At 71.6% G+C, this 24,506-nt stretch carries 24 protein-coding genes; 16 read left to right on the top strand and 8 right to left on the bottom strand.

The genetic code is table 11. The annotated features are described in order from the left end of the window. Positions 1-48: 48 nt before the first annotated feature. Together AC4OXY_RS23475 and AC4OXY_RS23470 are read right to left on the bottom strand one after the other, a co-directional pair. The gene (locus tag AC4OXY_RS23475) at positions 49-252 is read right to left on the bottom strand and encodes a DUF397 domain-containing protein (protein WP_402062708.1); all 204 of its coding nucleotides are present in this window, start codon (positions 250-252) and stop codon (positions 49-51) included. Then, the gene (locus AC4OXY_RS23470) at positions 233-1,084 is read right to left on the bottom strand and encodes a helix-turn-helix domain-containing protein (RefSeq protein WP_402062710.1); all 852 of its coding nucleotides are present in this window, start codon (positions 1,082-1,084) and stop codon (positions 233-235) included. The genes AC4OXY_RS23475 and AC4OXY_RS23470 overlap by 20 nt, the downstream gene beginning before the upstream one ends. A gap of 118 nt (positions 1,085-1,202) precedes the next feature. On the opposite strand from AC4OXY_RS23470, the gene AC4OXY_RS23465 reads away from it, so the two are divergent. Further along, positions 1,203-2,012: an ATP-binding protein gene (locus AC4OXY_RS23465; protein ID WP_491994582.1), complete on the top strand. Its 810-nt coding sequence runs from the start codon at positions 1,203-1,205 to the stop codon at positions 2,010-2,012. 73 nt (positions 2,013-2,085) lie between these two features. On the opposite strand, the gene AC4OXY_RS23460 is transcribed toward AC4OXY_RS23465, so the two are convergent. Then, positions 2,086-2,310 carry a hypothetical protein gene (locus AC4OXY_RS23460; RefSeq protein WP_356020034.1) on the bottom strand — a complete coding sequence of 75 codons (225 nt, stop codon included), beginning with the start codon at positions 2,308-2,310 and terminating at the stop codon, positions 2,086-2,088. A gap of 222 nt (positions 2,311-2,532) precedes the next feature. Beyond that, positions 2,533-5,508: an SARP-family global regulator AfsR gene (afsR, locus tag AC4OXY_RS23455; protein WP_491994581.1), complete on the bottom strand. Its 2,976-nt coding sequence runs from the start codon at positions 5,506-5,508 to the stop codon at positions 2,533-2,535. Positions 5,509-5,698: 190 nt separating this feature from the next. Here afsR and AC4OXY_RS23450 point away from each other — a divergent pair, with 190 nt between their 5' ends. From AC4OXY_RS23450 to AC4OXY_RS23425, 6 genes are all read left to right on the top strand, one after another. Continuing rightward, the gene (locus AC4OXY_RS23450; protein WP_491994580.1) at positions 5,699-6,931 is read left to right on the top strand and encodes an amidohydrolase family protein; all 1,233 of its coding nucleotides are present in this window, start codon (positions 5,699-5,701) and stop codon (positions 6,929-6,931) included. A 26-nt stretch (positions 6,932-6,957) separates the two neighbouring features. Further along, positions 6,958-7,863: an LLM class F420-dependent oxidoreductase gene (locus AC4OXY_RS23445; protein WP_356020593.1), complete on the top strand. Its 906-nt coding sequence runs from the start codon at positions 6,958-6,960 to the stop codon at positions 7,861-7,863. Between the two features lie 15 nt (positions 7,864-7,878). Beyond that, positions 7,879-8,649 (top strand): SDR family NAD(P)-dependent oxidoreductase, encoded by a 771-nt coding sequence (locus AC4OXY_RS23440; RefSeq protein ID WP_376287532.1) that lies wholly within the window; start codon positions 7,879-7,881, stop codon positions 8,647-8,649. Between the two features lie 119 nt (positions 8,650-8,768). After that, on the top strand, positions 8,769-9,887 hold the full coding sequence (locus AC4OXY_RS23435) for an LLM class flavin-dependent oxidoreductase (protein ID WP_362816683.1): 1,119 nt from the start codon (positions 8,769-8,771) through the stop codon (positions 9,885-9,887). A gap of 14 nt (positions 9,888-9,901) precedes the next feature. Then, positions 9,902-11,632, top strand: a complete 1,731-nt coding sequence (locus tag AC4OXY_RS23430; protein WP_491994579.1) for an N-acyl-D-amino-acid deacylase family protein — start codon at positions 9,902-9,904, stop codon at positions 11,630-11,632. Continuing rightward, on the top strand, positions 11,629-13,080 hold the full coding sequence (locus tag AC4OXY_RS23425; protein WP_491994578.1) for an aldehyde dehydrogenase family protein: 1,452 nt from the start codon (positions 11,629-11,631) through the stop codon (positions 13,078-13,080). Before AC4OXY_RS23430 ends, AC4OXY_RS23425 begins: the two co-directional genes overlap by 4 nt. Positions 13,081-13,098: 18 nt before the next feature. Here AC4OXY_RS23425 and AC4OXY_RS23420 read toward each other — a convergent pair whose 3' ends face one another. After that, a complete protein-coding gene (locus tag AC4OXY_RS23420) occupies positions 13,099-13,494 on the bottom strand; it encodes a nitroreductase/quinone reductase family protein (RefSeq protein WP_356020019.1) in 396 nt (131 codons plus the stop codon). A gap of 146 nt (positions 13,495-13,640) precedes the next feature. Between AC4OXY_RS23420 and AC4OXY_RS23415 the strand changes: the two genes are divergently transcribed. Genes AC4OXY_RS23415 through AC4OXY_RS23400 form a run of 4 tightly spaced genes read left to right on the top strand, consistent with a single transcriptional unit; the run spans position 13,641 to position 16,535 of the window. Beyond that, the gene (locus AC4OXY_RS23415; RefSeq protein WP_491994577.1) at positions 13,641-14,051 is read left to right on the top strand and encodes a hypothetical protein; all 411 of its coding nucleotides are present in this window, start codon (positions 13,641-13,643) and stop codon (positions 14,049-14,051) included. Between the two features lie 11 nt (positions 14,052-14,062). Next, the gene (locus tag AC4OXY_RS23410) at positions 14,063-15,628 is read left to right on the top strand and encodes a peptidoglycan-binding protein (protein ID WP_491994576.1); all 1,566 of its coding nucleotides are present in this window, start codon (positions 14,063-14,065) and stop codon (positions 15,626-15,628) included. Next, complete coding sequence (locus AC4OXY_RS23405) at positions 15,582-16,103, top strand: protease inhibitor I42 family protein (RefSeq protein WP_356020012.1); 522 nt, start codon at positions 15,582-15,584, stop codon at positions 16,101-16,103. The genes AC4OXY_RS23410 and AC4OXY_RS23405 overlap by 47 nt, the downstream gene beginning before the upstream one ends. Before the next feature lie 33 nt (positions 16,104-16,136). Next, positions 16,137-16,535 carry a hypothetical protein gene (locus AC4OXY_RS23400; RefSeq protein ID WP_376287521.1) on the top strand — a complete coding sequence of 133 codons (399 nt, stop codon included), beginning with the start codon at positions 16,137-16,139 and terminating at the stop codon, positions 16,533-16,535. On the opposite strand, the gene AC4OXY_RS23395 is transcribed toward AC4OXY_RS23400, so the two are convergent. After that, on the bottom strand, positions 16,530-18,056 hold the full coding sequence (locus AC4OXY_RS23395; protein WP_491994575.1) for a CehA/McbA family metallohydrolase: 1,527 nt from the start codon (positions 18,054-18,056) through the stop codon (positions 16,530-16,532). The genes AC4OXY_RS23400 and AC4OXY_RS23395 overlap by 6 nt on opposite strands. Before the next feature lie 163 nt (positions 18,057-18,219). Here AC4OXY_RS23395 and AC4OXY_RS23390 point away from each other — a divergent pair, with 163 nt between their 5' ends. The 3 genes from AC4OXY_RS23390 to AC4OXY_RS23380 all read left to right on the top strand — a co-directional run bounded on the left by AC4OXY_RS23390 (position 18,220) and on the right by AC4OXY_RS23380 (position 22,326). After that, complete coding sequence (locus AC4OXY_RS23390; RefSeq protein WP_356020006.1) at positions 18,220-19,065, top strand: TIGR03619 family F420-dependent LLM class oxidoreductase; 846 nt, start codon at positions 18,220-18,222, stop codon at positions 19,063-19,065. A gap of 48 nt (positions 19,066-19,113) precedes the next feature. After that, on the top strand, positions 19,114-21,699 hold the full coding sequence (locus AC4OXY_RS23385) for a bifunctional FO biosynthesis protein CofGH (protein ID WP_376287512.1): 2,586 nt from the start codon (positions 19,114-19,116) through the stop codon (positions 21,697-21,699). A gap of 63 nt (positions 21,700-21,762) precedes the next feature. Then, complete coding sequence (locus AC4OXY_RS23380; protein ID WP_356020001.1) at positions 21,763-22,326, top strand: hypothetical protein; 564 nt, start codon at positions 21,763-21,765, stop codon at positions 22,324-22,326. Here the strand turns inward: AC4OXY_RS23380 and AC4OXY_RS23375 are convergent. Then, on the bottom strand, positions 22,319-22,828 hold the full coding sequence (locus AC4OXY_RS23375) for a DUF2165 domain-containing protein (RefSeq protein ID WP_491994574.1): 510 nt from the start codon (positions 22,826-22,828) through the stop codon (positions 22,319-22,321). The two genes, AC4OXY_RS23380 and AC4OXY_RS23375, sit on opposite strands and share 8 nt — an antisense overlap. Before the next feature lie 283 nt (positions 22,829-23,111). Here AC4OXY_RS23375 and AC4OXY_RS23370 point away from each other — a divergent pair, with 283 nt between their 5' ends. Both AC4OXY_RS23370 and AC4OXY_RS23365 read left to right on the top strand, forming a co-directional pair. After that, positions 23,112-23,261, top strand: a complete 150-nt coding sequence (locus AC4OXY_RS23370; RefSeq protein ID WP_491994573.1) for a hypothetical protein — start codon at positions 23,112-23,114, stop codon at positions 23,259-23,261. Then, positions 23,258-23,383: a hypothetical protein gene (locus AC4OXY_RS23365; protein ID WP_356019997.1), complete on the top strand. Its 126-nt coding sequence runs from the start codon at positions 23,258-23,260 to the stop codon at positions 23,381-23,383. The genes AC4OXY_RS23370 and AC4OXY_RS23365 overlap by 4 nt, the downstream gene beginning before the upstream one ends. Before the next feature lie 20 nt (positions 23,384-23,403). Here AC4OXY_RS23365 and AC4OXY_RS23360 read toward each other — a convergent pair whose 3' ends face one another. Beyond that, on the bottom strand, positions 23,404-24,441 hold the full coding sequence (locus AC4OXY_RS23360; RefSeq protein WP_491994572.1) for an alpha/beta fold hydrolase: 1,038 nt from the start codon (positions 24,439-24,441) through the stop codon (positions 23,404-23,406). Between the last annotated feature and the right edge of the window lie 65 nt (positions 24,442-24,506).

The following is a 24,506-nucleotide window of genomic DNA, read 5'->3' as shown; positions in this document are numbered from 1 at the left end:
AAGATCGCAGAAACCCCGCCCTGCCGCTTGCCCTGTGGATAACCCTGGTCAGCCCTTGAGCGAGCTGACGAAGGCGTCCCAGACGAGGGGCGGGAAGAGGAGCACCGGTCCGTCCTGGGCCTTCTTCGAGTCGCGGACGGGGATCACGCCGGGGTGAGCATCGCAGACTTCGACGCAGTCGCCGCCGCTGGAGTTGCTGTAACTGCTCTTGCGCCACTGCACGCCGCTCAAGTCAAGCCCGATGCTTGCCATTTCGGTAGTCCTTCGCCGCCCGCTCGATCATGGCCAGGGACGCTTCAGGTGGTAGTGCCGCGGCCCTGAGCAGATCGTACGACCTGCGGTAGTCCTTCACGATGGGCGGATAGTCGATGAGTTGGCCGCTGTGGAGCCCCTCGGTATAGACCACGGGCGGTGCGTCCGGGAACGTCATGACCTTGATCATGCCCATCATGAGTGGGTGGCCGGCGTCTGTTTCCGGCAAGATCTGTAGAACGCCTCGTGCAGAGCGGACCACACGCGCGATGTGCTCCAGCTGTTTTGCCATCTCCTCGGAAGACAGCAGCGACGTGCGGACCAGCGGCTCGCGAATAACGGTCCAGAACGCGGGCGGTTCGTCGTTTTCCCAGAGCCTGGCGCGTTCCAGCCGGGCGCTGACCTGCCGTTCGATGGTCGCGGTCGGCAACCACGGGCTTCCCGTCTCGATGACGGCTTGGGCGTACTCCTTGGTCTGGAGCAGACCAGGCAGGAGCATCGGCGCCCACTCCTCGATCGTCTCCGCATGCTGCTCCATCTCCGCCACATCCGCGAAGTACTCCGCATGACCCGACTGCCGTGCCCTGCGCGCATCTTCACAACGCCGCTCGAAAAACCCGTCCGTCTTCAGGACCTTGTCGACATGCCGGGCCAGATCCACCGGCATGCGTCGCTCGGCGCGTTCGATCTGGCTCAGGAAAGGGACGCCACGGAAGCTACCTTCCGCCAGTTGCTCCAGGGTCAGTCCCGCCAGTTCCCGTCGATAGCGCAACTCGGCGCCGTAGAAGGAGGGGACGTTGGCCGATGCGTCGGGGTCCTTGCGTGGGGGCACAACTCATCACCGCCGTTTGCTTGTTGCTCTGCGTAGTCGAAAGCTCTTCAAACGGTACCGATGGAGGCGTCACTGTGTGACTGTTCGTCACAGAAAGCACAGGGAGGCGTACGAAGTCATGCCGTCGTCCGAATCCGACAACTCCGTCTACGACATCACCCTCTGCGTAGATGACCTGCGCGCTGCCTTGTCCAGCCACGGCATCACCCTGCCGTCCCTCCGGGTGGACCTGCCGAGCTTCGCGGGCGCGTACCGGCCACCGGTCGGCCTGGTTGCGCTCGGCAACTGCAACGCCGCCATGGCGCGCAGGCTGGCGGCGGCGCTGAGGGGCTCCGACGCGGCACCGGGCCGGGCGCCGCTGGATGTCGAGCTTCCCGCCGTACCGGAGGCGCTGCGGGGGCTTCGGCGTACCGTTCGCCGCTACTTGGGCGCACCCTGTCCGGACGCCGAACTCTGCGTCACGGAACTCGTCACGAACGTGATCCGGCATGTGGGGGAGGGGATTTCCATCCGTGTGCGGGTGGTCCGGTCGGACGGTGATCGCATCCGCGTCGAGGTGACGGACCCGGCCGGGCAGGCCCTCCCCCTGTCCCGGTCCGCCGCACCCGACGACGAGGAGGGACGCGGCCTCGCCCTGCTGGAGGCGGTGGCGCTGCGCTGGGGTGTGGAGCGGGGGGGTGGAGGCCAAGACGGTGTGGTGCGAGCTGGGTGGTGCCGGTTGATTCAGCTGACGTTGCCCGTGATGTGGATGTTGTCCGGCGACACGATGGTGGCGTGGGTGTTGTCCGGGCTCACCGGCTGGTGGTTGTCGGCCAGGGCCGGGCTCGCGGCGGCGACGGTCGCGCCGAGCAGTAGAGCAGTGGTGGCGACGATCTTCGCGATGCGGGTCATGAAGGTCTCCTTGGAGAGTCGACGTCGAAGGTACTGATTCCAGACACACGTCGGCCGCGACGGCTCCCCCTCGGCGCCGTCGCGGCCGGCTCCCCCGTGCGGGAGTTGGCTCAGCTGGGGTCGGACGTGATGTGGGTGTTGTCCGGGCTCACCGTGCCGTCGGCGGCCACCGCCTCGACATCCGTGATGTGGGTGTTGAGCGGCTTGACGTCGGCGGCAGCCTTGGCGTCCGTGATGTGCGTGTTGAGCGGCTTGACCGTGGAGCCGGCCTCGGCGTCGGTGATGTGCGTGTTGTCCGGCTTGATGACCGTCTCGTCCTTGGTGATGTCGCTCATCAGGTCCTCCCCTTGGAGATCGCGTTGCGGCTGTGCCGGGCCCGTCCGGCCGCTCCCCCGGGGCCGGCCGGACGGGCCGCTGGAGCCGCCCACTCTAGATCGCGAGTGTGACGGTCTCACTGGCCGGTCCGTCTGCCCCCCGACGCGACGGCCCGACACCCAAGAGAGTGCCGTGGGGCGATAAACGAACGATGAACGACGTATCCGGTCCCGGCGCCCGGATCAGGCCGCGGCGGCCGGTGTCAGGAGCGTCTGGACCTCCGCCGCTTCCGGAGAGTTCAACCGCTCGTAGATGTCCAGCGCCTCGCGCCAGCAGACCTGGGCCCTGCCGGTGTGGCCGATGCCGTTCAGGGACTTCCCGAGAACGGTCAGTGCGTTGCCGCGGCGCCATTCGCCGCCGATCTCCCTGAGCAGCGTCAGCGCCATCTCGGCGTTGGCGGCGGCCTGGGCGGGGCGCATGGCCTGCAGGTCCACTTCCGCGAGACGGAACAGGGTCATGCCCTCCCACAGACGCTGCCGACTGGTGCGGAAGACGAGCAGGGCCTGACTCAGATGCCTGCCGGCGTCCTCCAGCCTGCCGCTCTTGCCCAGTGCCAGCCCGAGGGCGTAGTGGCCGTTGGCGGCTTTCAGGGAGTGACCCAGCTCCTCGTACATCTCGGTGCCCTGCCGTGCGAGATGTACCGCGCTGTCGGGCCGTTCGGTCTGGAGGTGCAGACGGGAGAGGTTGCACAGCGCGGCCGCCGCGCCGGACAGGTCGCCGCAGGCACGGAAGTCCTCGATGGCACGCTCCAGGTGGGCCTCACCCTCGGCATAGCGGTTCTGGTAGTAGGCGAAGACGCCCAGGATATTGGCCGCCCAGCAGCGGGGCAGAGCGTCGTCGGCCGCCTCCGAGAGGGCGAGCGCCTGCTCCGCCTCCGCGTAGGCCTGCTTGAACTGCCCCGACCAGTGACGGGCGTTGGCCAGCACCAGGATGGCGCGTCCCTCGGCCTTGCCGTCAGCCGCGGCATGGGAAGCGGCGCGCAGCGCGGTACCGGCCGCCTCGTACTCCTTGAAGTTGGCTCCCGACTCGGCGAGGTCGACCGCCGTCCACAGCAGGTCGACGGCGCGCCGCAGCGTGGCACCGCTCGACGACTGCCGGACGCAGGCCAGCAGTGGGACGGCTTCGGAGTAGAGCCAGTCCCGAGCGGCACGGCGATCGGCGAAGACCAGCCCGGAGACGCCGGTCTCCTCCAGATGATCCACCAGCCGGTCCCCCGGCCGCTCCATCGCGTACACCTGTGCCGCCGTGGCCAGGTAGAAGTCCAGCAGGCGGGACATCGCCGCGTCCCGTTCGCTCGGCGGCTGTTCGTCCCGCTCCGCGCACGCACGCGCGTAGAGCCGGACCAGGTCGTGGAAGCGGTAGCGGCCGGGGGCGGCCGATTCCAGGAGGGAGGTGTCCACGAGGGACTCCAGGAGGTCCTCCGTCTCCTCCGCCGGGAGGTCCAGGACGGCGGCCGCGGCCGCGAGCGAGATGTCCGGGCCGTCGGCCAGGCCCAGCAGGCGGAAGGCGCGGGCCTGGGCCGGTTCCAGCTGGCCGTAGCCCAGTTCGAACGTCGCCTTCACCGCCAGGTCGCCCGCCTGGAGCTCGTCCAGGCGGCGGCGTTCGTCGGCCAGCTTGGCCGCCAGGACGGAGACCGTCCAGGTGCGGCGGGCCGCCAGGCGGGACGCCGCGATGCGGATCGCGAGGGGGAGGAAGCCGCAGGACGCGACCACGTCCAGGGCGGCCTCCCGCTCCGCCGCCACCCGTTCCTCGCCCACGATCTTCGTGAAGAGGGCCAGCGCCTCCTCCGGGGACATCACGTCCAGGTCCACCAGGTGGGCGCCCGCCAGGTCGACCATGCGGACGCGGGACGTCACCAGGGCCGCGCAGCCCTCCGTGCCCGGCAGGAGCGGGCGTACCTGGGCCGCGTCCTTGGCGTTGTCCAGCAGGACCAGTACCCGCCGGCCGTCCAGGACCGAGCGGTACAGGGCCGCCCGTTCCTCCATGCTGTCCGGGATCGCCGAGTCCGCCGTGCCCAGTGCGCGCAGGAACGAGCCGAGTACCGTCTCGGGTTCCGCCGGACGCGGGCCCGCGCCCTGGAGGTCCACGTACAGCTGGCCGTCCGGGAAGGCCGTGCGGGCCCGGTGGGCCACGTGCACCGCCAGTGTCGTCTTGCCCACGCCGCCGATGCCCGCCAGCGCCGAGACCGCCATCACCCGGTTGCCGGCGTCCGCCGACTCCGACGCCGAGGCGAGTACGTCGCTCAGTTCCGCGACGAAGGACGCCCGGCCGGTGAAGTCCGGTACCGAGGCGGGCAGTTGGGCCGGTCGGACCGCGCCGACGGCCGGTTCCGCCGACGGCGACGAGGGCTCCGCCAGTGCCGGGTCGGCCTGGAGGATGCGCTGCTGCAGCTCGCTGAGGCCCGCGCGCGGGTCCACGCCGAGCTCCTCCGAGAGGAGGCGGCGGGTGTCGGCGTAGACGGCGAGGGCCTCGGCCTGTCTTCCGCTGCGGTACAGCGCCAGCATCAGCAGCTCGCGCAGGCGCTCCCGCAGGGGGTGGGCGGCGGTCAGCGCGGTCAGTTCCGAGACCGCCTCCGCGTGGCAGCCCTGCTCCAGGTCCATGTCCAGGCGGGATTCGAGGAGGCCCAGGCGCCATTCCTCCAGGCGGACGCGCTGGGTCTCGGCGTAGGGGCCGGGCACGCCGGCCAGGGGTTCGCCGTCCCAGTGGCCGAGGGCGTCGTTCAGCAGGTCGCGGGCCCGGTGCAGGTCTCCGGCGGTGCGGGCCTTGTCCGCCAGCGCCGCCAGCTCCTGCGCCTGCGCCAGGTCCAGGGCGCCCTCGCGCAGGCCCCGGACGGCATAGCCGCCGGACTCGCTGACCAGCACGCCGGGGTCCAGCACCTTGCGCAGCCGGGAGGCGTAGGTGCGCAGGGCCGCCAGCGCCTGCGACGGGGGCTCGGCGCCCCACAGGGCGTCGATGAGCTCCGCCGCGGTCGCCGTACGGCCCTCGCGCAGCAGCAGGGCGGCCAGCAGGGCGCGCTGCTGCGGGGAGCCCGTGCTGAGCGGCTCGGTGCCGCGCCAGGCCCGTACCGGACCGAGCACGCCGAACCGCAGCGCCTCCGGTTCCGTGACGGTCACGGAGCCGGGACGCCGCTGCTCAGGCACTCGCGGCCCATCGTCCATGCGTTGGTCCCCCTCGGGTCCACGAACAACCCCGTCAGTTTGCCTTGTTCCGGGCGGTTGCGTCAGCCGTGGGAGACGGCGATCACAGGTCGGCGCGACGGGGTGCACAAAGCCCTCACACGGTCTTCGCACACAGCGGACCGCGACTCACTAGCTGACGGGTCGTCAGATCGGCGCTACCGTGAGGCCCATGGAGACACCACAGTTCCCGCTGATCATCTCCGTCGACGACCACACCGTGGAGCCCGCCACCGTCTGGCAGGACCGGCTGCCGAAGAAGTACCTGGACGTCGGACCCCGGATCGTGCGCGCGCCGCTGAAGGAGATGACCTTCCTCGGCGGACGGTTCAAGCCCGTCATGGGTGATCCCGGCGGCACGGACGGACCCGTCGGCGACTGGTGGGTCTACGAAGACCTCCGGCGGCCGCTCACCCGGCTCGACACCGCCGTCGGCGTCGACCGCGACGAGGTCAGGCTCGAAGTCATCACGTACGAGCAGATGCGGGCCGGGTCGTACGACGTCCCCGCCCGGCTCGCCGACATGGACGTCAACCACGTCCAGTCGGCCGTCTGTTTCCCGACCTTCCCGCGCTTTTGCGGACAGACCTTCACGGAGGCCGCCGACAAGGAGCTCGGCCTGCTGTGCGTGCGCGCCTACAACGACTGGATGGTGGAGGAGTGGTGCGGGCCGAAGGCGCGCGGCCGGCTGATACCGCTCACCCTCATACCCCTGTGGGACGCCGAGCTGGCCGCCGAGGAAGTGCGGCGCAACGCGGCGCGGGGCGTGCGGGCCGTCGCGTTCTCCGAGATACCGCCGCACCTGGGCCTGCCGTCCGTGCACACCGACGACTGGGATCCGTTCCTCGCGGCGTGCGACGAGACCGGCACGGTCGTCGCCATGCACATCGGCTCCAGCAGCCGCATGCCCTCCACCTCCGCCGACGCCCCGCCCGCCGTGGGCTCCACCATCACCTTCGCCAACTGCTGCTTCTCGATGGTGGACTGGCTGATGAGCGGGAAGTTCGAGCGCTTCCCGAACCTCAAGGTGATGTACGCGGAGGGGCAGATCGGGTGGATTCCGTACATCCTTGAGCGCGCCGACGTGGTGTGGGAGGAGAACCGGGGGTGGGGCGGGGTCGCCGACAAGGTCACCCGGCCGCCGTCGGAGACCTTCGCCGAGCACGTCTACGGCTGCTTCTTCGACGACGCCTTCGGGCTCAGGAGCCTCGACTCCATCGGCGTCGGCAACGTCCTGTACGAGACCGACTACCCGCACTCCGACTCCACCTGGCCCAAGTCCCGCGAGGTCGCCGGGACGCAGATGGGGCACCTGGCGGACGGCGTGGTCGAGCGGATCGTGCGCGGCAACGCCATCGAGCTGCTGGGGCTGACGCGGGACGGGCTGTGGCGGGGGCCCAGGTGAGCGCCCCGGCATCCCTGACGTACGGCATGCAGTTGCCCGTCCAGTCGCAGAGCACGATCTACGCCGAGGAGTGGGAGGCCGGGGCCGGGACCGCGGATCTGGTGGAGATCGCGCGGGCGGCGGACCGGGCCGGGTTCGGCTATCTCGCCGTCTGCGACCACGTGGCGATCCCGCGCCGCCTCGCCGGGGCCATGAGCACGGTCTGGTACGACCCCGTCGCCACCCTCGCCCACCTCGCCGCCGTCACCGAGCGGGTGCGGCTGCTGAGCCATGTCGCCGTCGTCGGGCTGCGGCACCCGCTCCTGACCGCCAAGCAGTACGCCACCCTCGACCACCTCTCCGGCGGCCGGCTGGTCCTCGGGGTGGGCGCCGGGCACGTGCGGGAGGAGTTCGAGGCGGTCGGGGCCGACTTCGAGCGGCGGGGGGCTGTGCTGGACGAGACGATCGACGCGTTGCGGGCGGCCCTCGGGCCGGCGGAGTTCCCCGAACACCACGGCAAGTTCTACGACTTCGCCGGGCTCGGCCAGCTCCCCCGGCCGGCTCAGCCGGTCGTTCCCCTGTGGGTCGGGGGCTCCTCGCCCCCCGCCGTGCGCCGGGCCGCCCTCAAGGGCGACGGCTGGCTGCCGCAGGGAGATCCCCGGGACCGGCTGCCCGCGCAGATCGCCCGCATCCGGCGGCTGCGCGAAGAGGCGGGCGTCGAAGGGGCGTTCACCGTGGGGGCCATCACCGAGCCGCTGTACGTCGGGCGGGCCGGCTGGGAGGTCGGGCGGCGGACCCTCACCGGGGCGCCGGAGGAGGTCGCCGCGTCGCTGCGGGCGTACCGGGCGATGGGCGTGGACCAGATCCAGGTGCGGTTCCGCAGCCGGAGCCGGGCCGAACTCACCGAGCAGATCGGACTGTTCGGGGCGGAGGTCGCGCCCCGGCTGGACTGAGGAGGACAGGACTCCATGGGCAAGCTGGACGGGCGGGTCGTCGTCATCACCGGGGCGGCCCGCGGGCAGGGCGAGCAGGAGGCGCGGCTCTTTCGGGAGGAGGGCGCGCGGGTGGCCGTCGCCGATGTGCTGGACGAGCGGGGCGAGGCCCTGGCGAAGGAGATCGGGGCGCTGTACGTCCACCTCGACGTGGGCGAGGAGGACGGCTGGCGCTCGGCCGTCGGGGCGGTGAAGGAGGCCTACGGGCGCATCGACGGGCTCGTCAACAACGCGGGCATCCTGCGCTTCAACGCCCTCGCGGACACCCCGCTGGACGAGTTCATGCAGGTCGTCAGGGTCAATCAGGTCGGCTGTTTCCTGGGCATGAAGGCGGTCGCGCCGGAGCTGCCGGAAGGCGGCACGATCGTCAACACCGCCTCCTACACGGCGCTCACCGGCATGGCGGCCGTCGGCGCGTACGCCGCCACCAAGCACGCAGTGCTGGGGCTGACCCGGGTCGCGGCGCTGGAGCTGGCCGGCCGGGGGATCCGGGTCAACGCGATCTGCCCGGGCGCCATCGACACCCCCATGTCCAACCCGGCCCGCCTGGACCCGGACGCCGACCCGGAGGAGATGAGCCGGGCGCTGGACGAGCTGTACCGCAAGCTCGTGCCGCTCGGCCGGGTCGGGCAGCCGGAGGAGGTGGCGCGGCTGGCGCTCTTCCTCACCTCGGCGGACTCCTCGTACATCACCGGGCAGCCGTTCGTGATCGACGGCGGGTGGCTGGCCGGGGTCAGCGTCATCTGACGGACATCCGCCCAATGGGCTGACGAGGTGTCAGCTATTGACGAATCTGACGGTACGTCAGAAAGTTCGTAGGACTCACAGGACTCGCAGGACCACCTGGACCGGGATGGTGAACCGCCGTGGAATTCGGGCTCTTTGTACAGGGATACGTGGGCAAGCGCGCCGAGACCGACCCGCTCGCCGAGCACAGGGCGCTGATGGAGGAGACCGAGTACGTCATCCAGGCGGACCGGTCCGGCTTCAAGTACGCCTGGGCCTCCGAGCACCACTTCCTGGAGGAGTACTCGCACCTGTCCGCCAACGACGTGTTCCTGGGCTACCTGGCGCACGCGACCGACCGGATCCATCTGGGCTCCGGGATCTTCAACCCGCTCGCCCAGGTCAACCACCCCGTGAAGGTCGCCGAGAAGGTCGCCATGCTCGACCACCTCAGCGAGGGCCGCTTCGAGTTCGGCAGCGGGCGGGGCGCCGGGTCCCACGAGATCCTCGGGTTCATACCGGGTGTGACCGACATGAATTACACGAAGGAGATCTGGGAGGAGACCATCGCCGAGTTCCCGAAGATGTGGCTCCAGGACGAGTACGCCGGCTTCCAGGGCAAGCACTGGCAGCTGCCGCCGAGGAAGGTCCTGCCGAAGCCGTACGGGAAGTCCCACCCGGCGATGTGGTACGCGGCCGGGTCCCCGGCGTCGTACGCCATGGCCGCGAGGAAGGGGCTCGGCGTGCTCGGCTTCAGCATCCAGAAGGTCTCCGACATGGAGTGGGTGCTGGAGCAGTACAAGACGGCGGTCGTGAACGCCGAGCCGGTCGGGGACTTCGTCAACGACAACGTGATGGTGACGACGACCGCGATCTGCGCGCCGACGCACGACGAGGCGATCCGGATCGCGGTCGGCGGCGGGCTGCACTACCTGCCGTCGCTGGTCTTCCGGTACCACGACACCTTCCCCCGGCCGGAGGGCTTCCCCGTCTGGCCGGAGACGCTGCCCCCGTACACACCGGAGTTCGTGGAACTGCTCATCGAGGAGGAGCTGCTGATCTGCGGCGACCCGGACGAGGTGCTGCGCCAGTGCAAGCGCTGGGAGCAGGCGGGCGCGGACCAGCTGAGCTTCGGGCTGCCGGTGGGGGTGCCGAAGGAGGAGACGCTCCAGACGATACGGCTGATCGGGGAGCACGTGATCCCGAAGATCGACACGGATCCCGTGCACCGGACGAGCCGGTTCCGCCAAGCGGTCTGAGGGGGTTCGCGGGAATGCTGGACCATGTGATCAAGGGCGCCACCGTCGTCGACGGCACCGGCGCCCCCGCCTTCACCGCCGACGTCGGCATCCGGGACGGCCGTATCGCCGTCGTCGGCGAGGTCACCGAGGAGGCCCGCACCGCCGAGGACGCCGCGGGCCTCGTCCTCGCCCCCGGTTTCGTGGACCCCCACACCCACTACGACGCCCAGCTCTTCTGGGACCCGTACGCCACGCCCTCGCTGAACCACGGGGTGACCACGGTCGCGGCCGGGAACTGCGGGTTCACCCTCGCCCCGCTGAACCCCGCCCGCCCCGAGGACGCCGACTACACGCGCCGGATGATGTCCAAGGTGGAGGGGATGTCCCTGGTGGCGCTGGAGGAGGGGGCGCCCTGGAACTGGAGCTCCTTCGGGGAGTACCTGGACGCGCTCGACGGCCGGATCGCCGTCAACGCGGGCTTCATGGTCGGGCACTGCGCGCTGCGCCGGCACGTGATGGGACCGGACGCGGTCGGCGGGCAGCCGACCGAGGAGCAACTGGCCGAGATCGTACGGCTGCTGCACGAGGCGATGGACGCGGGCGCCTGGGGGTTCTCCACCACCCAGTCCAGCACCCACTCCGACGGCGACGGCAGGCCGGTCGCCTCCCGGCACGCGAGGCCCGCCGAACTGCTCGCCCTGGCCCGGGCGGTCGGGGAGCACGAGGGCACGCAGATCGAGGCGATCGTCGCCGGGTGCCTGGACCAGTTCGACGACGACGAGATCGATCTGCTCGTGGAGATGAGCGCGGTCGCCGGGCGGCCGCTCAACTGGAACGTGCTCACCGTCGACGCGGCCGTACCGGAGCGGGTGCCCCGGCAGCTGAGCGCGAGCGAGCGGGCGCGGAAGGCCGGCGGGCGGATCGTGGCGCTCACCATGCCCATCCTGACCCCGATGAACATGTCCCTGGGCACCTTCTGCGCCCTCAACCTGATCCCCGGGTGGGGGCCCATCCTCGGACTGCCGGTACCCGAGCGGATCGCCAGGCTGAAGGACCCGGAGGTGCGGGCGGAGATGCTGCGCCGGGCCCGCTCCAAGGAGGCGGGGGTCTTCCGGCGGCTCGCGAACTTCGGCCGGTACGTCATCGGGGACACCTACAGCGAGGCCAACCGGGGCCTGAGCGGCCGGGTGGTGCGGGACATCGCCGAGGAGCGCGGCCTTGACCCCTTCGCCTGCCTGGTGGAGATCTGCGCGGCCGACGAACTGCGCACGGTGCTGTGGCCGATGCCGACCGACAACGACCCCGCCTCCTGGGCGCTGCGCGCCGAGACCTGGCAGCACGAGGACGTCCTGCTGGGCGGCTCCGACGCCGGGGCGCATCTGGACCGGATGTGCGGGGCGCCGTACACGACCCGGTTCCTCGGGGACTGTCTGCGGGGGCGGAAGCTGGTCGGTCTGGAGCGGGCGGTGCGGATGCTGACCGACGATCCGGCGCGGCTGTTCGGGCTGCGGGAGCGGGGCCGGATCCGCGAGGGCTTCCACGCCGACCTGGTCCTGTTCGACCCGGAGCGGATCGACGCCGGGCAGGCGCGGCTCGTGCACGACCTGCCGGGCGACAGCCCCCGGCTGGATTCGGCGGCGATCGGGGTGCGGGCCGTGTGGGTCAACGGGGTCGAGGCGATCCGCGACGACGTGGTGAGCGGCGCCGTACCGGGCAGGGTGCTGCGCTCGGGCACCGACACACGGACGGTGGGGACGCGGTGAGCGACGGGCAGCGGCTGTTCGTCGGCGGCCGGTGGACCGAGCCGGATGGCGGGTACTACCCGGTGACCGACCCGGCCACCGAGGAGACCGTCGGCCGGGCGCCGGAGGCCTCGCCGGAGCAGGCCCGGGCGGCCTGCGCGGCGGCCCGGGAGGCGTTCGGGCCGTGGTCGCGGACCCGGCCGGAGGAACGGGCGGCGGTGCTGGCGCGGGCGGCGGAGATCATCCGCGGCCAGTTGGTGCCGTACGCCGAACTCGCCCGCGCCGAGACCGGGGCGACCACCGCGACCGCCCGGGCCATGCAGGTCGGGGTGGCCGCCGCCCGGTTCCGCCGGTACGCGAGCGTGGAGAGCGCCGAGTGGCCGGTCGCCCCGCAGATCAACGAGGCCGGGCCGATGGGGAGGGCCGGGGTGATGGGCGCGCTGGCGCTGCGGCAGCCCGTCGGCGTCGTCACCTGCGTCACCTCGTACAACAACCCCTGGGCCAACCCGGCCGGGAAGGTCGCCCCGGCGCTCGTCATGGGCAACACGGTGGTGGTGAAGCCCGCACCGCAGGACCCGCTGTCCGTCTACCGGATGGCCGAGGCGCTGGAGGCGGCCGGCGCACCGCCGGGCGTGGTGAACGTGGTCTGCGGGCGGGACGTGGCCGTGGGCGAGGCGGTGGTGGCGTCCGCGGACGTCGACATGGTCAGCTTCACCGGCTCCACGGCCGTCGGCCGGCGCATCGCCGAGGTGTGCGGGCGGGACATGAAACGCCAGCTGATGGAGCTGGGCGGCAAGGGCGCGGCCCTCGTGTTCGACGACGCCGACCTCGGCTCGGCCGTGGCCGGCATCGGCACCACCTTCTCCTTCTACAGCGGGCAGATCTGCACCGCGCCGACCCGGGTGCTGGCGCAGCGGGGCGTGTACGAGCGGCTCGTGGAGCAACTCGCCGGGTACGCGCGCAGGTTGAAGGTGGGCGATCCGTCGGAGCCGGACACGGTCGTCGGACCGGTGATCTCGGCGGAGCACCGGGCGCACGTCGAGTCGTACGTCGAACTCGGCCGCAAGGAGGGCGCGACCGTGGTGGCGGGCGGCGAACGGCCGCCGCTGGAGCGCGGGTTCTACGTCGCGCCGACGCTGCTCGCCGACTGCGCCAACGACATGCGGGTGGCCCGCGAGGAGATCTTCGGGCCGGTGGTCTGCGTCATCCCCTTCGACGACGAGGACGAGGCGGTCGCCCTCGCCAACGACTCCGACTACGGCCTCATCGACTACGTCTGGTCCGGCGACGTCGCCCGCGCCTTCCGGGTCGCCCGGCGCCTGCGGGCCGGCGGGGTCGGCATCAACACCGTCGGCCGCAACATGGAGGCCCCGTTCGGCGGGTTCAAGAGGAGCGGGGTGGGGCGGGACGTGGGCTCGTACGCCCTGCATGCGTACAGCGAGGTGCAGGCGATCGTGTGGCCGGGGTGAGCGCCGCTCCGCTCCCGCTCAGTCCTCCAGATCCACCCGCACCGTCAGCAGGTCCGTGCCGAAGGCCCGTACCGCCGCGCTGTTGAAGAAGGGGAGGGCGCGCAGGCGGGCGACGGGGTCGTCGTCGGGGAGGAGGTGGGCGGTGCCGTGGTGCCAGCGGCCGGCGAGGCGGACGCGGACCCTCGGGTCGGCCTGGATGTTGCGGACGTACTGCGACTTGTGGCCGAACTCGGAGACCAGCCAGAAGGACTCACCGACCCGGCGCCCGCCCACCGGGGTCCGCCGGGGCAGGCCGGAGGTGCGGCCGGTGGTCTCCAGGAGGGTCTGGAACGGCAGGCGCCGGTTGAGGGGGTTGGCGATGCGCCGCTGGAAGGCGGTCACCATGCGGTGCTTGCGGTCTGCGGGGGCTGGCATGCCGGTTGCTCTCCTGGTCTGACGGCACGGCGTCACGGCGGGGATGGTGTGTCGACTCGGTGCGGGGCGCGTGACACCCGGACTTCCCGCCGGGTGTCGCGTGTTAGCCTCCCCCGCGGTCGTGATCATTTCAACGGGGGAGCCTGATGGGCGCGTCTTCGGACGGTTACACCGCCAAGTCCGGGATGTCCGGACAGGCGAAGGACCTGGACGCCGCGGGCGACGACGCGGGCAAGATCGGCGAGGCGATCCAGCCCGGCATGTGCTACATGGACGACGCGCTCGGCGGTCCCGACGCCGCCGCGGCGTTCAACGCGTACGCCGCCGCCTGGGAGGCGGAAGTCAAGGCCCTGGAATCGGCGCTGCACGAACTGGCCGACAAAGTACGGCTGTCCAAGGGGGCGTACCACGGCAGCGACAGCCTCGTCGACACGAGTGTCCGCAGTGTGCGGGTCGGCGACAGCTCCTTCAGCACCATGCCCGCTCCCGTCGGCGACGGCTACCTCACCACCATGCCCGCCCACGCCACGCGCCCCTCGGCGCTGGCCGACTACTGAGGGGGCGGGCGATGACGGAGTCCACGGGCGACCGCCGCACGCGGCTGGGCGAGCTGTGCAAGACCATCGCCTCCGCCGACAGCAAGAACGACCTGATCGACGCCATCAACGACGCGCTCGCCGTCTGTGCCCCGGTCGGCGACACGGCGACGCTGGAGTCCCTCGGCAAGCTGTACCAGAAGCAGGATCTCGACGACCTCTACAAGCGCATCGACAGGGTGGCCAAGAAGGGCCTGCCGGACGTCTGGGCCGGGAACACGAGTGTCCTCGCCTCGGACGCGGTGGCCGCTGCCGGGCGGGCCGCCGGGGCGGTGGGCCGGGCCTTCTACGGCGGCGGACTGGCGCTGCTCACGTTCGCCGACGCCCTCAAGGACGCCAAGAGCCAGGACGGCGACGGGCGGGGTTCGCTGCGCGAGGCGCTCGGGATGCTCGGCGGCAAGGACGACTGGTTCGACGACCTCTTCGAGTCCGACGACGAAGAGGCCGTCCGGCTGAACGCCCGGTCCCTCGCCTCCCTGGGCGCCGAGGACATGCACAAGGCCGCGATCGCCGCCGACGACGCCGCCCACGCCGCCGCCAGGAACCTGAACAAGTGGGCCTCCGAGGCACGCATGCGCAAGCTGGGCACGGGCAAGCTGACCGCCGTCGACAAGCTGATGCTGGCCGAGACCAGCGCCGTCGACGGCGACCCTACGCTGAACGAGATCCTCACCGCGCACGACCTGGAGCGCGCCGGGCGGCGCATGGACCAGCTGAGCGCCGCCGACCGGGCCGCCGTGGACCAGATGCTGGCCGGGTCGCAGAGCCCGCAGGAGCGGGCCTATCTGATGAAGGCCCTGGCCGCCGGGCACAGCGTGGCGGAGATCGAGCAGTTCCAGGGCAAGATCCAGGGCCACGACCCGGAGTGGCTGCGCAGGCATCTCACGCCCGTCGTCACCCAGGTGGACAGCATGGACGACGAGGGCCTGGCTTCCGACGGCTCCAACAACAACAAGGACTACGTCACCTTCGACGGGCAGCGGTGGATCCAGGGCGGCGACGGCTCGGAGGGCACCTGCGTGGCCTCGTCCACCGTCACCGCCCGCGCCATGGTCGACCCCCTCTACGCCCTCGGACTCACCGGCGGCCCCAGCGGACAGGAGGACGACCCCGGGGCCTTCAGGCAGCGCCTGGTGGCCGAGCAGCACCGGCTGCACACGGAGGGCCACGGCGGTGACCACTGGGAGGGCATGGGCCCCGACGGGCAGGAGCACATCGACGACTCCACCATCGGCGCCGCCACCGGCGACGACTACCAGCGCCACGACCTGGCGGGCGCCGCCGACCGCAGGGCGGTGCTGAGCGATGTCGAGAAGGCGGTCGCGGACGGCCGCCCGGTCCCCGTCGACGTCAAGGGCAAGGACGGCGCCCACGCGATGACCGTCATCGCGCAGGAGGGCGACAAGCTGCAGATCTACAACCCCTGGGGCACGACGACCTGGGTCAGCGAGAACGACTTCATCAACGGACACATGAGCAAGGCAGCGGACAGTGGACTCAACGACGCGTACAGCGTGTACCTCCCGACGGCGAAGTAGGCGGAGCCTTCGCCGTCGGGGCAGGACGGCGGGCGGCGCCGTCGCGGCGGTCGCGCTGCTCACGCTCGTCGCGGGCTGCGGGTCGGGCACCGACGAGCCCGCCCCCGTCGCGCACCCCACCGGCGAATCCCGCATCACCGCGAAGGTCGGGGAGCGCTTCACCCTCACCGTCCACGAGAACGCCTCCACCCGTGAGCACTGGTACCTGTCCGACCCCCGGCCCGACACCGCGGTGGTCCGCGACCGAGGGCGGCACAGCGTGTCGGACTCCGGTGACAAGCACCTGGTGGGCGGCGGCGGCAGCCTCACGTTCACCTTCGAGGCGACCGGCAGGGGCAGCACCCGGATCGTGCTGACCCACTGCACGTTCGCCACCACCTGCGGCGACGGCGACGGCACGCCGGCTCCGGCATCGACCGGACCGTACCGGCAGACCGCGCCCGAGAGCGTCGTCTACACCGTCACCGTCCGCTGAGCCGGCCCCGTCGAGAGTGATTCCGAGACCACCATGAACCCCGACCGCACGGACGACGAACTGGCCCGGCTCGACATGGGCGTGCTGCTCCGCTACGGCCTGACCGCGCCGCCCGGCCCCCGGCGCACCGCCCTGTTCGGCGACGGCGTCGCGGGCGCGGCCGTGCTGCTCGACCGCCTCGGCACCCAGCCGCGTTCGGTGGCCTTCCTCGCCGACACCGTCCGTGCCGGCGGCCTCGCCTACGCCGCGGGGCTCCCCGAGCCGCTGCCGAGCCCGGAGGCGAGCGCCGTCGTCCGCGACTGGCTGGCCGTCGGCACCGAACTCGCGGCCGGTGTCACCGCCGACGACACCGCCGCCCGCTGGCTGCGCGCCGTCGCGACGCTCATCGAACTGCGGCAGCTGACGAGGACCGCACGCAGCCGACCGTCATGACCCGGCGAGCGACCCGAGGAACACCGGGTTCGTGAACGCGGCCAGTGCCCCCGGCACCGGTCCCGCCGCCGTCTCGTGCCGTACCTCGGCGCGCACGTAGGCCGCGTACGAGGGCGTCGTGCGCCACTCGACCGTGCCCGTGCCCGCCACCGGCAGCGGATCGCTGGTGAACAGCACGCCCTGGTCGGTGACGAACCGCACGGAGCAGCGCGGCGCGCCGGAGACCTCCAGCCGTACGGTCACCGGGGTGTCGGCGGCCACGTCCAGCCGCTCCCCGATGCCCGCTTGCTGCCCGCGCCCGCCCGACACCGTGAAGCCGAGGGTCACGTTCTTCGACTCGGCCACGTAGGAGCGGCCCGCGCGGATGCCCTCCTGGACGGCCTCCCGGGTCAGGTCGTCGGCGAGGACGACCGTCTGGGGCGAGCCGACGGCGTCCGGGTCGCGGTGGGCGTCGCTGTTGCCCATCGCCGGGAGCCAGGCCCGCCCCTGCCGTACGGAGGCGACCAGCTGGTTGTCCCAGTCGGCCAGGGTGATCTCGTCGTCCGGGGTGTACGGGCCGTTCCACACCTCCACGGCGTCCGCCTCGGCGAAGCCGAACTTCCAGCCGCAGCCGACGCAGGTGGCGTGCGGGTGGGCGGGGACGACCAGGCCGCCGGCGCGGCGGATGTCCCGGGCGAAGCGGGCCCAGCGGTTGTCCCGGGCGCGGTAGCGCCAGTCCACGAAGGTGCCGGGCTCGGTGCCGAGCGCGACCACGTGGCCGTTGCGGGTGGTGATCTCCTCGCCGAGCATGATCAGCAGGTCGTCGCCGGCCTGGTCCGCCCAGTGCGGGTGGGCGGAGTGGGTGTTGTGGTCCGAGGAGTTGATGAAGTCCAGGCCCGCCGCCCGTGCGAGGGCCGCGATCTCGGCCGGGGTGCGGCGGCCGTCGGAGTACCAGGAGTGCAGATGGCAGTCGCCCCGGTACCAGGCCCGGCCGCGCCCCTTCGCCCGGGACGGCGGATACACGGGCCTCGGGGTCTCGCCCGCCGCGCCGTACGTGAGCGTGATCGTCAGCTCGTAGGCGAGGCCCTGCGGCGCCACCGTGTAGGGGCCCAGCGCGACGTACCAGGTGCCCTCCCGCACCGGGCCGGGGACGTAGCCCGGGGTCGCGTCGTCGGCCCGGACGAAGAACTCCGTGCGCGCCCCGCCGGACCAGCCGCGAAAGCCCCGGCCGCCCAGCTCGGTGCCGCGCTCGTCGAAGAGGCCGATGTCGAGCGCGTTGCCCTGGGTGCCGGCCGGGACCGAGGGCCTGTCGTAGGTGTAGGAGACCGTGATCTCCCGTACGCCGGCCGGGACTTCGACCGGGACGTACACGAAATCGGGGGAGCCGGGCGGCAGCGTTCCGCGTACCGTCCGCGTCTCGTGGTCCTGCCCGTCCGCCGCTGCGAAGCTCACGCTTCCCAACGTAAGGGCAGCCGCGGCGCCCGTCACGAACAGCGCGCGTCTGCCGATGCCATGGGCGTGATCGTGCGTGTCGTCACACATGGTGCTCACTGTCCCCTCTCGACGTGAACGTCCCCGGAAGAAAAGGGAATCCACAGGCATCCGTATCCCTGTGCGCGGCGGCATGGAAGACGGGACACGGGACGCCATGGGATGCCGACCAGTCGGTATGGACACTTCGCGCCATCCCCGGTACAGATGGGTCATGCGCATCGCCGTCACGATCTTCCTCACCGACGAGACCATCGCTCCGGTCCGGCTCGCCCGCGAGCTGGAGGACCGCGGCTACGCCGGGCTGTACCTGCCCGAACACACCCACATCCCGGTCGAGCGGACCACCCCGTACCCGGCCGGCGGCGACCTGCCGCGCGAGTACGGCCGCACCCTCGACCCCTTCGTCGCCCTCGGGCAGGCCGCCGCCGTGACCGAACGCCTCGGCCTCGGCACCGGCATCACCCTGGTCGCCCAGCACGACCCGATCGCCCTCGCCAAGCAGATCGCCACCCTGGACCACCTCTCCGGCGGCCGCTGCACGCTGGGCCTCGGCTTCGGCTGGAACGTCGAGGAGGCAGCCGACCACGGAGTCGACTGGCGCACCCGCCGGGAGCTGGTCCGGGACCGGACGCGGCTGATGCAGGCGCTGTGGGCGGAGGAACCGACGGCCTACGAGGGCGAGTTCGGCGCGGTCCGGGCCAGCGACGCCCACCCCAAGCCGGCGCAGAAGGCGCGCGGTCCGGTCACCGGACCGCGCACGCTCGTCGGCGGGGCGGCCGGGCCGAAGCTGTTCGCGCACATCGCCGAGTACGCCGACGGCTGGCTCCCGATCGGCGGGCGCGGCCTCGCCGAGTCCCTGCCGGTGCTGCGCACGGCCTGGGCGGACGCGGGCCGCGACCCGGCCGCCCTCCAGGTCGTCCCGTACGCGGTCCTGCCGACCCCCGGCAAGCTCGCCCACTACGCCGAGTTGGGCATCGAGGAGGCCGTGCTCCAGCTGCCGCCGGCGGGGGAGAAGGAGGTGCTGGGGGTGCTGGACGCGTACGCGAGCTTTCTGTAGGCCGGGCGGAGCCGCAGGAGCTGATCACACCGAACGTATGGTTGAAGGATGACGACTTCCGCGACCTCCGGAACCGGCCCGACCGAGAACTCCATGCGTCGCGCCCTCAAACGCGCCCGGGACGGCGTCGCCCTCGACGTCGCCGAGGCGGCGGTGCTCCTCCAGGCGCGCGGCGAGGCCCTGACCGACCTCGCCGCGTCCGCCGCCCGGGTGCGCGACGCGGGTCTCGAACAGGCGGGCCGGCCCGGTGTCATCACGTATTCGAAGAGCGTCTTCATCCCCCTCACCCGGCTGTGCCGGGACAAGTGCCACTACTGCACCTTCGTCACCGTCCCCGGCAAGCTGCGCCGCGCCGGGCACGGGATGTTCATGTCCCCGGACGAGGTGCTGGACATCGCCCGCAAGGGCGCCGCCCTCGGCTGCAAGGAAGCCCTGATCACCCTCGGCGACAAGCCGGAGGACCGGTGGCCCGAGGCGCGCGAGTGGCTCGACGCGCACGGTTACGACGACACCATCGCCTACGTCCGCGCCGTCTCCATCCGCATCCTGGAGGAGACGGGCCTGCTGCCCCACCTCAACCCGGGCGTCATGACCTGGACGGACTTCCAGCGCCTCAAGCCGGTCGCCGCGTCGATGGGCATGATGCTGGAGACGACCGCGCGGCGGCTGTGGTCCGAGCCGGGCGGCCCCCACTACGGCTCCCCGGACAAGGAACCGGCCGTACGGCTGCGGGTGCTGGAGGACGCGGGCCGCTCGTCCGTGCCCTTCACCTCCGGTCTGCTGATCGGCATCGGCGAGACGTACGAGGAGCGCGCCGAGTCGCTCTTCGCGCTGCGCAAGGTCTCCCGGGCCTATCACGGCGTCCAGGAGCTGATCATCCAGAACTTCCGCGCCAAGCCGGACACGGCGATGCGCGGCATGCCGGACGCCGAACTGGACGACCTGGTCGCCACGGTGGCCGTCGCCCGGCTCATCATGGGCCCGAGCGCCTGCCTCCAGGCGCCGCCGAACCTGGTGGACAGCGAGTACGAGCGGCTGATCGGCGCCGGCATCGACGACTGGGGCGGGGTGTCGCCCCTGACCATCGACCACGTCAACCCCGAGCGCCCCTGGCCGCAGATCGAGGAGCTGGCCGAGAGGTCCGCGGCGGCGGGCTTCGAGCTGCGCGAACGCCTCTGCGTCTACCCGGAGTTCGTGCGCCGCGGCGAGCCCTGGCTGGATCCGCGCCTGCGCCCGCACGTGGCCGCGCTCGCCGACCCGGAGACGGGGCTCGCGCGCGAGGACGCGGTGGTCGAGGGCCACCCGTGGCAGGAGCCGGAGGAGGCGTTCGTCGCGTCGGGCCGCACGGACCTGCACGCGTCGATCGACACCGAGGGCCGCAGCGCCGACCGGCGCGACGACTTCGACGAGGTCTACGGCGACTGGGAGGCGCTGCGGGAGGCGGCCGCGCCGGGGATGGCGCCGGAGCGGATCGACACGGACGTACGCCAGGCGCTGCGCACCGCGGCCGACGATCCGACCGGGCTGACCGACGCCGAGGCGCTCGCCCTCCTGCACGCGGACGGCCCGGCGCTGGACGCGCTGTGCCAGGTGGCCGACGACGTCCGCAGGTCGGCGGTCGGGGACGACGTGACGTACATCGTCACCCGGAACATCAACTTCACCAACGTCTGCTACACCGGCTGCCGCTTCTGCGCCTTCGCCCAGCGCAGGACGGACGCGGACGCGTACACGCTGTCGCTCGATCAGGTGGCGGACCGCGCCCAGCAGGCCTGGGACGTCGGCGCGGTCGAGGTGTGCATGCAGGGCGGCATCCACCCCGACCTGCCGGGCACGGCGTACTTCGACATCGCGAAGGCGGTCAAGGAGCGGGTCCCCGGCATGCACGTGCACGCCTTCTCCCCGATGGAGGTCGTGAACGGCGCCACCCGCACCGGCATGAGCATCCGGGAGTGGCTGAGCGCGGCGAAGGAGGCGGGCCTGGACACGATCCCCGGGACCGCCGCCGAGATCCTGGACGACGAGGTCCGCTGGGTGCTGACCAAGGGCAAGCTGCCGGCGGCCACCTGGATCGAGGTGATCACCACGGCCCACGAGCTGGGCATCCGCTCGTCCTCGACGATGATGTACGGCCATGTCGACCAGCCCCGCCACTGGCTCGGCCATCTGCGCACGCTGGCCGGGATCCAGCAGCGGACGGGCGGTTTCACGGAGTTCGTCACGCTGCCCTTCATCCACACGAACGCGCCGGTGTACCTGGCGGGCATCTCCCGGCCCGGCCCGACGACGCGGGACAACCGGGCGGTGACCGCGATGGCCCGGCTCCTCCTCCACCCCTGGATCCCGAACATCCAGACAAGCTGGGTGAAACTGGGCGCGGAAGGTGCGGCGGAGATGCTGCGCTCGGGCGCGAACGACCTGGGCGGCACGCTGATGGAGGAGACGATCTCCCGGATGGCGGGCTCCTCGTACGGCTCGTACAAGTCGGTCCGCGACCTGGTGGCGGTGGCCGAGGCGGCCGGCCGGCCGGCGAGGCCGCGCACCACGCTCTACGGCGACGTCCCGGCGGAACGGCGGCGCGCGGCCGAGGCCTCCGACGGGCACCTGCCGGAACTGCTGCCCGTCCTGGACTGAGTACGATGATCCGACCCCGGACCGCGTAGGGACGGGGACCCGTAGCGGAGGAGATGCGTACCCGTGGCTGCCCGACTGCCCTCCTGGGCCTGGGTCACCGGTCTGACGGCTGGGGCGACCGCGGCCGTCGTCGCCCTCGCCGTACAGGCGAACCACGGGCCGCATCCCACGGCCGCCGTGGCGAAGCCGGTCCCGTCGGCCTCGGCGGGCGTGCACGCGTCCGCCACGCCGCACTCCTCCGCCCCGCCCGCCCTGCCGGGTTCGTCCGGCGAGGGGCGGCGGATCGTCTACTCCGTGGGTGCGAAGCGGGTGTGGCTGGTCGACGCGACCGGCCGGGCCACCCGCACCTTCCCGGTGTGGCCGGGCACGGTGAGCCCGCAGCCCGGCCGCTACTCGGTCACCCTGCGCATCCAGTCCCTCAAGGGCTCGGACGGCGTGGAGATCGAGCACGTCATGTACTTCACCAAGGCCGACGGCGTGAACGTCGCCTTCTCCAACGCCCTGGACGGCGCCTCGCCGCCGCCCGCGGACGGCAAGAAGCTGGGCGGCATCCGGATGGACAAGGGCGACGGAACCGCCCTGTGGTCCTTCGGCGACCAGGGCACGACGGTGACGGTCGTCAGCTAGCGTCCTCCTGTCGCCCGCCGGTCAGCAGATTGACGAGGAGGGCGACACCGGCGAGCGTGAAGACGCGGATGGCGGCGTCCTCGCCGTTCCACGTCTTCGACTGCCACATCGAGAACCACTCGCCGCCGATCGCGATGAACCCGGCGCCGAAGAGCAGCAGCAGCATCAGCAGGCCGTAGGTGGAGATGCGCCGGGCGAGGTCGTCTTTGCGCCACGCCCAGAACCAGGTGCCTCCGATCAGCACGAGCGCCGCCACGGTCTCCCACACGATGATGAGGACATAGGCCGTGTCCTGAAGAGCGGTACTGGTGACGGCCCGCCACATCAGATCGTGGTCCTTGAACGTTGTGTCCATCGCCAGCACATGCCGCACGAACTGCTGGTTCGTACCGAAGTCGGTGATGTTCCCGAGGGCGACGAGGGCGATGTAGAGGGCGAGTATGCCGGTGAGGACACCGGCGGCAAGCCTGACGCTGGAGTTGCGCGTGGGGGTGGTGGTCATGGCTGAATTCTCCCCTGTTCCGGGTCCGGTCAGCACGTGCCCATTGCGCCACAATGAAGCGGCGGGCCTCGGGGGAAGGGCGGGCGTACGGATGGTGCGGGCACGGCCGTCGATGCAGGAGCTGATCGGACGGCGCAGACGGGCCGGCTTCGTCGGCCGGAGCGACGAACGGGCCGCGTTCCGGGAGAACTTGGACCTCCCGCCGGAGGACGAACGCTCTTCGAGGCCACGACCAACGCGCAACAGACGCAGAGCCTCGCTCCGCCGCGCGCCTTCGTGGGCCGTGTTCGTGGCCGTCGAGCGGCATCCGCAACGGGCGGCCCGGTTGCGGGAATTGGAAGCCGTCGTGGATGCGGGGGAGCAGGATCCGGTGCCCGCCATCGCGGAGATCCGGGCGATCCGCAAGGCAGCAGAGGCGGAGGCCGGACTGTGACGGACCGGGCTTGGGACTACAACCCGAGCGCGCAGTACGTCGCGGGACGCGGTGTCATCAGCTTTCTCGCCGTACCTCGTCACGAGTGCGCCTACGTCTGCAACGTCACGTGGTACGGCTGACTTCACCCTGACGTCCCCCCTCAGCGCCCCGCCGCCTCCCCCGTCACCACCGGTCGCACCTTCGTGAGCAGCAGGTCCAGGAACTGGTCCGGGTGGCGGAAGGACGCGAAGTGGGCGGCGTCCCGGATGAGGGTGAAGTCCTTGGCCGGGGCGGTGACCGCGTCGTGGAAGCGGCGGGCCGGTTCCGGTGGGGTGAGGACGTCGTGGTCGCCCTGGAAGAGGAAGAAGGGGAGGCGGAAGGCGGTGCCCTCGGCGTACTCGTCGATCGTCGTCGACTGGGGGGCGAGCCGTTCCGAGAAGGTCATGCCCTTCAGGTAGGCGCGCAGGTCGCGCAGGGTGTGGAAGGGGGAGAACCAGAGCGAGCGGATCACGACCGTCTTCATCGTGTCGTAGGTCAGCGGGTCGGTCGTGACCACGGTCTTGGCGAAGTCCGACCACTGCTCGGGGCTCCAGGCGGTGCGGTCCGGGCCCATCGCCGTGATCCGCGCGTGCTCCTTCTTCTTGCCGGCCTTCGCCAGCCGGGCCAGCAGCGCCTCGTAGGAGGAGGTGTCGTGGCCGCCTCCGATGATGTTCTGGTCGGTGCCGACGTAGGCCGAGTAGAGCTCGGGGTGGTCGCGGGCGAGGCGCAGGCCGGTGACCGTGCCGAAGCTGTTGGCGACCAGCAGGACCTTGTCGACGCCGAGGCGGGCGCGGAGGTGGTGGGTCACCTCCAGGGCGTCGGCGTACACGCGGTCGAGGGTCATCTCGCCCTGCCCCTCGGGGCCGCCCGCCGCGAAGGTCAGACCGGCGCCGCGCATGTCCCAGCGGACGATCGTGAAGTGCCGCTCCCAGGCGCGGGTGCGCGGGGCGAAGACGAGGTTGGAGGCGCCCGGGCCGCCGTGCACCTCCAGGATCACCGGGTTCGCCAGGTCCTCGCCCCGGATCGAGATCCACTGGTCGATGCCGCCGATGCGGACGTACGACGCCTCGTCGATGCCGTTCGGCGTCCGGATCTCCAGCTTCTTGGCGTTCGCGCGGCGCTTGAGGGCGCGGTAGGTCAGCAGCATGGTGTTCCCCATAAACTGTTTATGCCGTCATCCGTTTGGATGTGCTTACGGTATATACAGTTGTCGGCGGCGTCAAT

The sequence above is a fragment of the Streptomyces sp. HUAS MG56 genome (assembly GCF_058673395.1).
Note: the sequence above shows the minus strand (reverse complement) of the source record. Positions and strands in the feature narration are given on the sequence as shown.

Excerpts from the sequence above, each read along its gene's own strand:
- AC4OXY_RS23475 (WP_402062708.1), bottom strand. The coding sequence starts at position 252 with ATGGCAAGCATCGGGCTTGACTTGAGCGGCGTGCAGTGGCGCAAGAGC.
- AC4OXY_RS23465 (WP_491994582.1), top strand. The coding sequence starts at position 1,203 with ATGCCGTCGTCCGAATCCGACAACTCCGTCTACGACATCACCCTCTGC.
- AC4OXY_RS23460 (WP_356020034.1), bottom strand. The coding sequence starts at position 2,310 with ATGAGCGACATCACCAAGGACGAGACGGTCATCAAGCCGGACAACACG.
- afsR (WP_491994581.1), bottom strand. The coding sequence starts at position 5,508 with ATGGACGATGGGCCGCGAGTGCCTGAGCAGCGGCGTCCCGGCTCCGTG.
- AC4OXY_RS23450 (WP_491994580.1), top strand. The coding sequence starts at position 5,699 with ATGGAGACACCACAGTTCCCGCTGATCATCTCCGTCGACGACCACACC.
- AC4OXY_RS23445 (WP_356020593.1), top strand. The coding sequence starts at position 6,958 with ATGCAGTTGCCCGTCCAGTCGCAGAGCACGATCTACGCCGAGGAGTGG.
- AC4OXY_RS23440 (WP_376287532.1), top strand. The coding sequence starts at position 7,879 with ATGGGCAAGCTGGACGGGCGGGTCGTCGTCATCACCGGGGCGGCCCGC.
- AC4OXY_RS23430 (WP_491994579.1), top strand. The coding sequence starts at position 9,902 with ATGCTGGACCATGTGATCAAGGGCGCCACCGTCGTCGACGGCACCGGC.
- AC4OXY_RS23420 (WP_356020019.1), bottom strand. The coding sequence starts at position 13,494 with ATGCCAGCCCCCGCAGACCGCAAGCACCGCATGGTGACCGCCTTCCAG.
- AC4OXY_RS23415 (WP_491994577.1), top strand. The coding sequence starts at position 13,641 with ATGGGCGCGTCTTCGGACGGTTACACCGCCAAGTCCGGGATGTCCGGA.
- AC4OXY_RS23410 (WP_491994576.1), top strand. The coding sequence starts at position 14,063 with ATGACGGAGTCCACGGGCGACCGCCGCACGCGGCTGGGCGAGCTGTGC.
- AC4OXY_RS23400 (WP_376287521.1), top strand. The coding sequence starts at position 16,137 with ATGAACCCCGACCGCACGGACGACGAACTGGCCCGGCTCGACATGGGC.
- AC4OXY_RS23395 (WP_491994575.1), bottom strand. The coding sequence starts at position 18,056 with ATGTGTGACGACACGCACGATCACGCCCATGGCATCGGCAGACGCGCG.
- AC4OXY_RS23390 (WP_356020006.1), top strand. The coding sequence starts at position 18,220 with ATGCGCATCGCCGTCACGATCTTCCTCACCGACGAGACCATCGCTCCG.
- AC4OXY_RS23385 (WP_376287512.1), top strand. The coding sequence starts at position 19,114 with ATGACGACTTCCGCGACCTCCGGAACCGGCCCGACCGAGAACTCCATG.
- AC4OXY_RS23375 (WP_491994574.1), bottom strand. The coding sequence starts at position 22,828 with ATGACCACCACCCCCACGCGCAACTCCAGCGTCAGGCTTGCCGCCGGT.
- AC4OXY_RS23360 (WP_491994572.1), bottom strand. The coding sequence starts at position 24,441 with ATGGGGAACACCATGCTGCTGACCTACCGCGCCCTCAAGCGCCGCGCG.